Here is a 6,408-nt window from a genome sequence, read left to right as displayed (position 1 = left end):
GATCGTGTGCTCGGCCACCGCGTTCGTCATCCTGCTCTCCAACCCGGCCTACGGACGCGGGGAGGCGCTCGGCATGCAGGTGACCCAGGGTGCGCTCCAGCAGGCCGTGGGCGCGTGGGCCGGCCCGCGCGCTGGACGTCGAGTCCTTCCGTCTGATCCGCCAGGTCTTCGAGACGCTGCTCGGCGTGGACGCGGACACCGGCGCCCCCACGCCCCGCCTCGCCGAGCGGCATGAGGAGTCCGACGGCGGCCGCCTCCACACGTTCCACCTGGTCTCCGGGGTGGTGTTCGACGACGGCGAGCCGTGCGACGCCGCCGCCGTGGTCGCGAACATCGAGCGGTGGGCCTCCGCCCCTGCGCCCGTGGACGGGACCGTCGCCCCGCCCTCCTCGTTCGTCTCGGCCTTCGGCGGATACGCCGGGGATGCGGACTCCGCCTTCGCCGGCGTCGAGGCCCGCGGAGAGCTCGAGGTGCGGCTGCGCCTGCACTCCCCCCGCCGTCACCTCGCGGCCGCGCTGGCCTCGCCGGCCTTCGCGATCTCCTCGCCGGCCTCGTGGGACCGCACGGTCGACGTGGACGGCTCCGAGGTCACCACCCCCGCCGGCACCGGCCCCTACCGCTGGGCCGACGCCGCGGAGACCGCCGAGCTCACGCGCGCCCACCCGGGCGCCTCGGGCGCGACGATCCTGGTCCCCAGCGCCCGCCACCGCGGCTCCGATCCGGCGGCGTACCCGGTGGCCGTGCAGGCGTGGGGTCGGGCCTCCGTGCGCCTGCGGGAGCTGCGGCGCGGCTCGGCGGACGTGATCGACGTCGTCGCCCCCGGCCAGCTGCGCCCCCTCGTCGAGGCCGGCACCCAGGTGCTGCCCCGGGACCCCCTGGGCGTGCTCTACGTGGGCATGAACCTGGACCACCCGCGCGTGCGCTCGCAGTACCTGCGCCAGGCGATCGCGTACGCGGTGGACCGCCCGCGCATCGCCGGCAGCGACGTCTTCCTCGAGGGCACCCGCCTGGCCCACGACCTCGTCCCCCCGTCCCTCGGCGTCGGCGACGAGGAGGCGCGGCGCTACGACGTCAACCCGGGCCGGGCCCGCGAGTTCCTCCACCTGGCGGGATACGACGGGGAGCCGTTGGAGTTCCTCTACCCGGCCGGCACGGCCCGCCCCTCCCTGCCCGAGCCGGAGCGGGTCTACGCGATGGTCGCCCGCGACCTCGGCGCGGTGGGGATGCACATCGTGCCCGTGCCCGTGCCGGAGGACCAGGACTACCTGCACGCCGTCGTCTCCCGGCCCACCCGAGCCCTGCACCTGATGGGCCGCACCGGCGACTATCGCGACCCGCACGCGTTCCTCGAGCCCTTCGCGCGCTCGGGCCGCGCCGAGACCGGCTACCGCAACCCGCGCGTCGTCGAGGACGTGGACGCGGCGGCGGCCGAGAACGACGACGACGCGCGCCGCGCCCTGTTCCGCCGCGTCGTCCGGGCCATGGCCCTCGACCTGCCGGCGCTGCCGCTGGTCTATCCGATCTCGGCCCTGGCCACCGGCCCGCGCGTGGCCTCCTACCCGACGTCGCCGCAGCTGGACGAGCCCTTCTCGCGCGTCAGGCTGACCGAAGGCTGAACGCACCGGTAGTACAGTGGGAGATCACGGCGCCCGGCCCGACCGCCACTGCTCGGCCTGGTCGCACTGCGCCCACCCGCCGTCGTTCTGCTTCAGGAGTTGACCGTGCCCACCACCTCGTCCACCGCCACCCACGACGTCGTCCTGATCGGCGGCGGCATCATGAGCGCCACCCTGGGCGTGCTGCTGCAGAAGCTCGAGCCCACCTGGTCCATCGCCCTGTACGAGAGCCTCGATCAGGCCGGCCTGGAGTCCTCCGACCCGTGGAACAACGCGGGCACCGGCCACGCCGCCCTGTGCGAGCTGAACTACTCGCCCATGGACAAGAACGGACGGGTGGACGTCACCAAGGCGCTGGGCATCAACGAGCAGTTCTGGACCACCCGCCAGTTCTGGTCCTCCCTGGTGGCGGACGGCACGCTCAAGGACCCCAAGTCCTTCATCAACCCGCTGCCGCACATGTCCTTCGTGTGGGGTGACGACCACGCGGACTACCTCCGCACCCGCTATGAGGCCATGTCCGCCCAGCCGCTGTTCGCCGGCATGGAGCACAGCGAGGACCCGGAGCAGATCCGTGCCTGGGCCCCGCTGCTGATCGAGGGCCGTGAGCCGGGCCAGCGCCTGGCGGCGTCCCGCAACACCGGCGGCACCGACGTCGACTTCGGCTCCCTCACCCGCCAGCTCATCACGGCCATGGCCGGCGCCGGCGCCGAGGTGCGCTTCGGTCACAAGGTCACCGGCCTCACCCGCGGCACGGACGGCCGCTGGGAGGTCAAGGTCAAGAACAAGGCCGCCGGCTCCGAGCTCGTGGACCGCGCCCGCTTCGTCTTCGTCGGTGCCGGCGGCGGCGCCCTGCCCCTGCTGCAGAAGTCCGGCATCCCCGAGATCAAGGGCTTCGGCGGCTTCCCGGTCTCCGGCCAGTTCCTGCGCTGCACGGACGAGTCCACGGTCAACCAGCACATGGCCAAGGTGTACGGCCAGGCCGCCGTCGGCGCCCCCCCGATGTCCGTGCCCCACCTGGACACCCGGTTCGTCAACGGCAAGCGCTCCCTGCTGTTCGGCCCCTACGCCGGGTTCTCCACGAACTTCCTCAAGACCGGCTCCTACCTGGACCTGCCGCTGTCCGTGCGCCCGCACAACCTCACCACAATGCTGGACGTGGCCAAGGACAACGTGGACCTGACCAAGTACCTCGTGACCGAGGTGCTGAAGTCCCGGGACAAGAAGATCGACGCGCTGCACGAGTTCTACCCGGAGGCCGACGGTGGCGAGTGGGAGCTGATCACCGCGGGCCAGCGCGTGCAGGTGATGAAGCGCAAGGGCCGCTTCGGCGGCGTCCTGCAGTTCGGCACCGAGGTCGTCACCCACGCGGACGGCTCGCTCGGCGGCCTGCTCGGCGCCTCGCCGGGCGCCTCCACCGCTGCCCCCATCATGGTGAAGCTGCTCGAGCGCTGCTTCCCCGCGAAGATGGCCGGCTGGGACGGCACGCTCAAGGAGCTCATCCCGTCGCTGGGCCACACGCTCAACGACGACCCGGCGCTGCTGGACGAGGTCCGCACCGTCACGGACGCCGCACTGAAGCTGGCCTGACGCCGCGATGGGAGCGCTCGCACGGTTCTCACTCGGCCGGCGGGCGCTCGTGGCGCTCGTCACCGTGTTCATCGCGGTGTTCGGCGTCCTCTCCGCCGGGCAGCTCAAGCGGGAGCTGATCCCCCCGCTCGAGCTGCCCGTCATCTCCGTCTCGACGCTCTACCCGGGGGCGTCCCCCGAGGTCGTGGACGCGCAGGTGGGCGAACCCCTCGAGACGGCCCTGCAGGCCGTGGAGGGCCTCGAATCCTCGCGGTCCACGTCGCAGTCCGACTTCAACGCGGTCCAGCTGGAGTTCGCCTACGGCACCGACCTGAACCGGGCCCGGTCCCAGGTGGACCGGGTGGTCGCCAACCTGGGGCCGCAGCTGCCGGAGGAGGCGGAGACCTCGTCCTTCGCGGGCTCCGTCTCCGACTTCCCGGTGGTCTTCCTCGCCCTGTCCGGGGACGAGGACCTCAACACCCTGCGCCGCCGCGCCGAGGACGTCCTGGCCCCGCGGCTGCAGAAGATCGACGGCGTCCGGGGCGCCGACGTCCTCGGCGGCACGGACGAGAACGTCTCCGTGGTCCCGGACCCGGCCGCGCTCGCCGCCGCCGGGCTGACCACCTCCGACATCACCGACGCACTCGAGGAGAACACCGGCCTCTTCCCCGTCGGCCAGGTCACCGAGGGCGCGACCACCTATCCCGTCCAGGCGGGCTCCGCCGTCGAGGACCTCGAGGGCCTGCGCGGGATCGTCGTCGCTCCCTCCGGGGACGGCGAACCGCGCACCCTGGACGAGGTCGCCGACGTCTCCCTCGTGGCCGCGGCCCCCACGTCCCTGACCCGCACCAACGGGGTGCCGACGCTGTCCGTCTCCGTGACCGCGACCCCGGACGCCGACCTCGTGGCGGTCTCGCAGGCCGTGCGCGACGCCCTGCCGGAGCTGGCGTCCCTGGTGGGCGGCGGCGCGGACCTGATCGTGGTGTTCGACCAGGCCCCGTTCATCCAGCAGTCCATCGACACGCTGTTCCAGGAGGGCCTGCTGGGCCTGGCGTTCGCCGTGCTGGTGATCGCCGTGTTCCTGCTCTCGGTGCGCTCCACCCTCGTCACCGCCGTGTCCATTCCGCTGTCCCTGCTGGCCGCCCTCATCGGGGTGGCGGCCTTCGGCTACTCCCTCAACACGCTGACGCTCGGGGCGCTGACGATCTCGATCGGCCGGGTCGTGGACGACGCGATCGTGGTGGTGGAGAACATCCGCCGGCACCTCAGCCTGGGCGCCGACCGGCGCACCGCGATCCTGGACGGCACGCGCGAGGTCGCCACCGCGATCACCGCCTCCACCTTGGTCTCCGTGGCCGTGTTCCTGCCCATCGCCTTCGTGGGCGGCCTGGCCGGTGAGCTGTTCCGGCCCTTCGCCGTGACCGCCACGGTCGCCCTGCTGGCCTCCCTCGTCGTCGCCCTGACGATCGTGCCGGTGCTGTGCTGGTGGTTCCTGCGCGCCCCACGGCGCGGGGCCGAGACCGCGGCCGCGCCCGCCGTCGCCGGCGACCGGCCCGTGGCGGCCGGTGGATGGCTCACGCGGGCCTACCGCCCGGTGCTGCGCTGGACGCAGCGGCACACCGTGGTCACCCTCGCCGCCGCCCTGGCGCTGCTGGCCGGTACGGCCGCGCTGGTCCCGCTGATCCCCACGAACCTCCTGGGCGACTCGGGACAGAACTCGTTCGTCGTCACGGCGGAGCAGGAGCCGGGGGCGTCGCTGGAGACGACGGCCGCCGCCGCCGAGCGCATCGAGCGGGTGCTGCTGGACACCGACGGCGTCGAGACGGTCCAGTGGACGGCCGGCACCGCCGCCGGTCCGATGGGGGCCTTCGGCGGCTCCTCGGCGGAACGGGCGCGGTTCACGGTGGTGACCGACCCGGATGCGGATCAGGTGGCCCTTCAGGACGGGGTGCGCGCCGAGCTCACGGGTCTCGACGGCGTGGGCGACGTGTCCGTCTCCACGCAGCAGGGGCCGAGCGGCGGCCAGGACATCGAGGTGTCCGTCTCCGCCCCCGACCCGCAGACCCTCACCGCGGCCGCCAGCCAGGTCGCCCAGGCGCTGCAGCCCGTCGAGGGTGCCCGCGAGGTGACGACGCCGGCCTCGGACCTGCGCCCGACGTTCCAGGTGGACGTGGACACCGTCGCCGCCGCCCGGCTCGGCCTGACCGAGGAGGCGGTGGCCGGCCAGGCCGCCGCCGCCCTGCAGGCCGTGCCCGTGGGCGAGGTCCGCTTCGGGTTCGAGAGCTTCGCGGTGCAGCTGGGTGACCCGGAGCCGGTCGAGTCCCTCGACGCCCTGCGCCAGGTGCCTGTGGAGACGGCGGAGGGACCCGTGCCGCTGGCCGACCTCGCCGAGGTCTCGCGCGTGTCCGTGCCCGCCCGGGTGACGTCCTCGAACGGCGAGCGGACCGCCGTCGTCACGGTGACCCCGGACGACGAGGACCTCGGGGCCGTCTCACGCCGGGTCACGCAGGCCGTGGCGGAGCTGGACCTGCCCGAGGGCGTCACCGCGGCCGTGGGCGGCGCGGCGGAGCAGCAGGCGCAGACGTTCCGGGACCTCGGGCTGGCGTTGCTGGCCGCCGTGGCGACCGTGTACGTCGTGCTGGTGGCGACGTTCAACTCGCTGCGCCAGCCGCTCGTGCTGCTCGTGTCGATCCCCTTCGCCGCCACGGGCGTGTTCCTGGCGCTGCTGGCCACCGGCACGCCCCTGGGACTGTCCACGATGATCGGGCTGCTCATGCTGGTGGGCATCGTGGTGACGAACGCGATTGTGCTGATCGACCTGATCAACCAGTACCGCCGCGACCGCGGCATGACCTTGGACGAGGCCATCGAGGTGGGCGCGCTCAACCGCGTGCGCCCGGTGGTGATGACGGCCCTGGCCACCGTCCTGGCCATGACCCCGATGGCCCTGGGCGTCACGGGGCACGCGGGGTTCATCTCCCAGCCCCTCGCGGTGGCCGTGGTGGGCGGCCTGGTCTCCTCCACCCTGCTCACCCTCGTGCTCGTGCCCGTGCTGTACCGGCTCACCGAGGTCCGCGGGGAGCGCCGCCTGCAGGAGGAGCCGTCCACGATGATGAAGTCGGGGGCGATCCGCTCCTCCCAGATGGCCTTGGTCATGGCCAGCACGTCCACGCGGGAGCCCACGCAGAACTTGATGCCGATCGGCTTGCCGTCCGAGAGCTCA

2 protein-coding genes and 1 pseudogene are annotated in these 6,408 nt (G+C 73.2%); all 3 read left to right on the top strand.

Going from position 1 to position 6,408, the window contains the following annotated elements:
• The first annotated feature begins 89 nt into the window (after positions 1–89).
• Positions 90–1,616: an ABC transporter substrate-binding protein gene (locus tag D8M29_RS07440; protein WP_238693349.1), complete on the top strand. Its 1,527-nt coding sequence runs from the start codon at positions 90–92 to the stop codon at positions 1,614–1,616.
• A 99-nt stretch (positions 1,617–1,715) separates the two neighbouring features.
• Complete coding sequence (locus tag D8M29_RS07435; RefSeq protein ID WP_255420497.1) at positions 1,716–3,206, top strand: malate:quinone oxidoreductase; 1,491 nt, start codon at positions 1,716–1,718, stop codon at positions 3,204–3,206.
• Between the two features lie 7 nt (positions 3,207–3,213).
• Positions 3,214–6,240, top strand: a pseudogene (locus D8M29_RS07430) (efflux RND transporter permease subunit); the annotation flags it as partial.
• Positions 6,241–6,408: the final 168 nt, after the last annotated feature.

The sequence above is a fragment of the Micrococcus sp. HSID17227 genome (assembly GCF_003989405.1).
Classification (GTDB): domain Bacteria; phylum Actinomycetota; class Actinomycetes; order Actinomycetales; family Micrococcaceae; genus Micrococcus; species Micrococcus luteus.
This window is presented reverse-complemented; position numbering and strand designations above follow the sequence as displayed.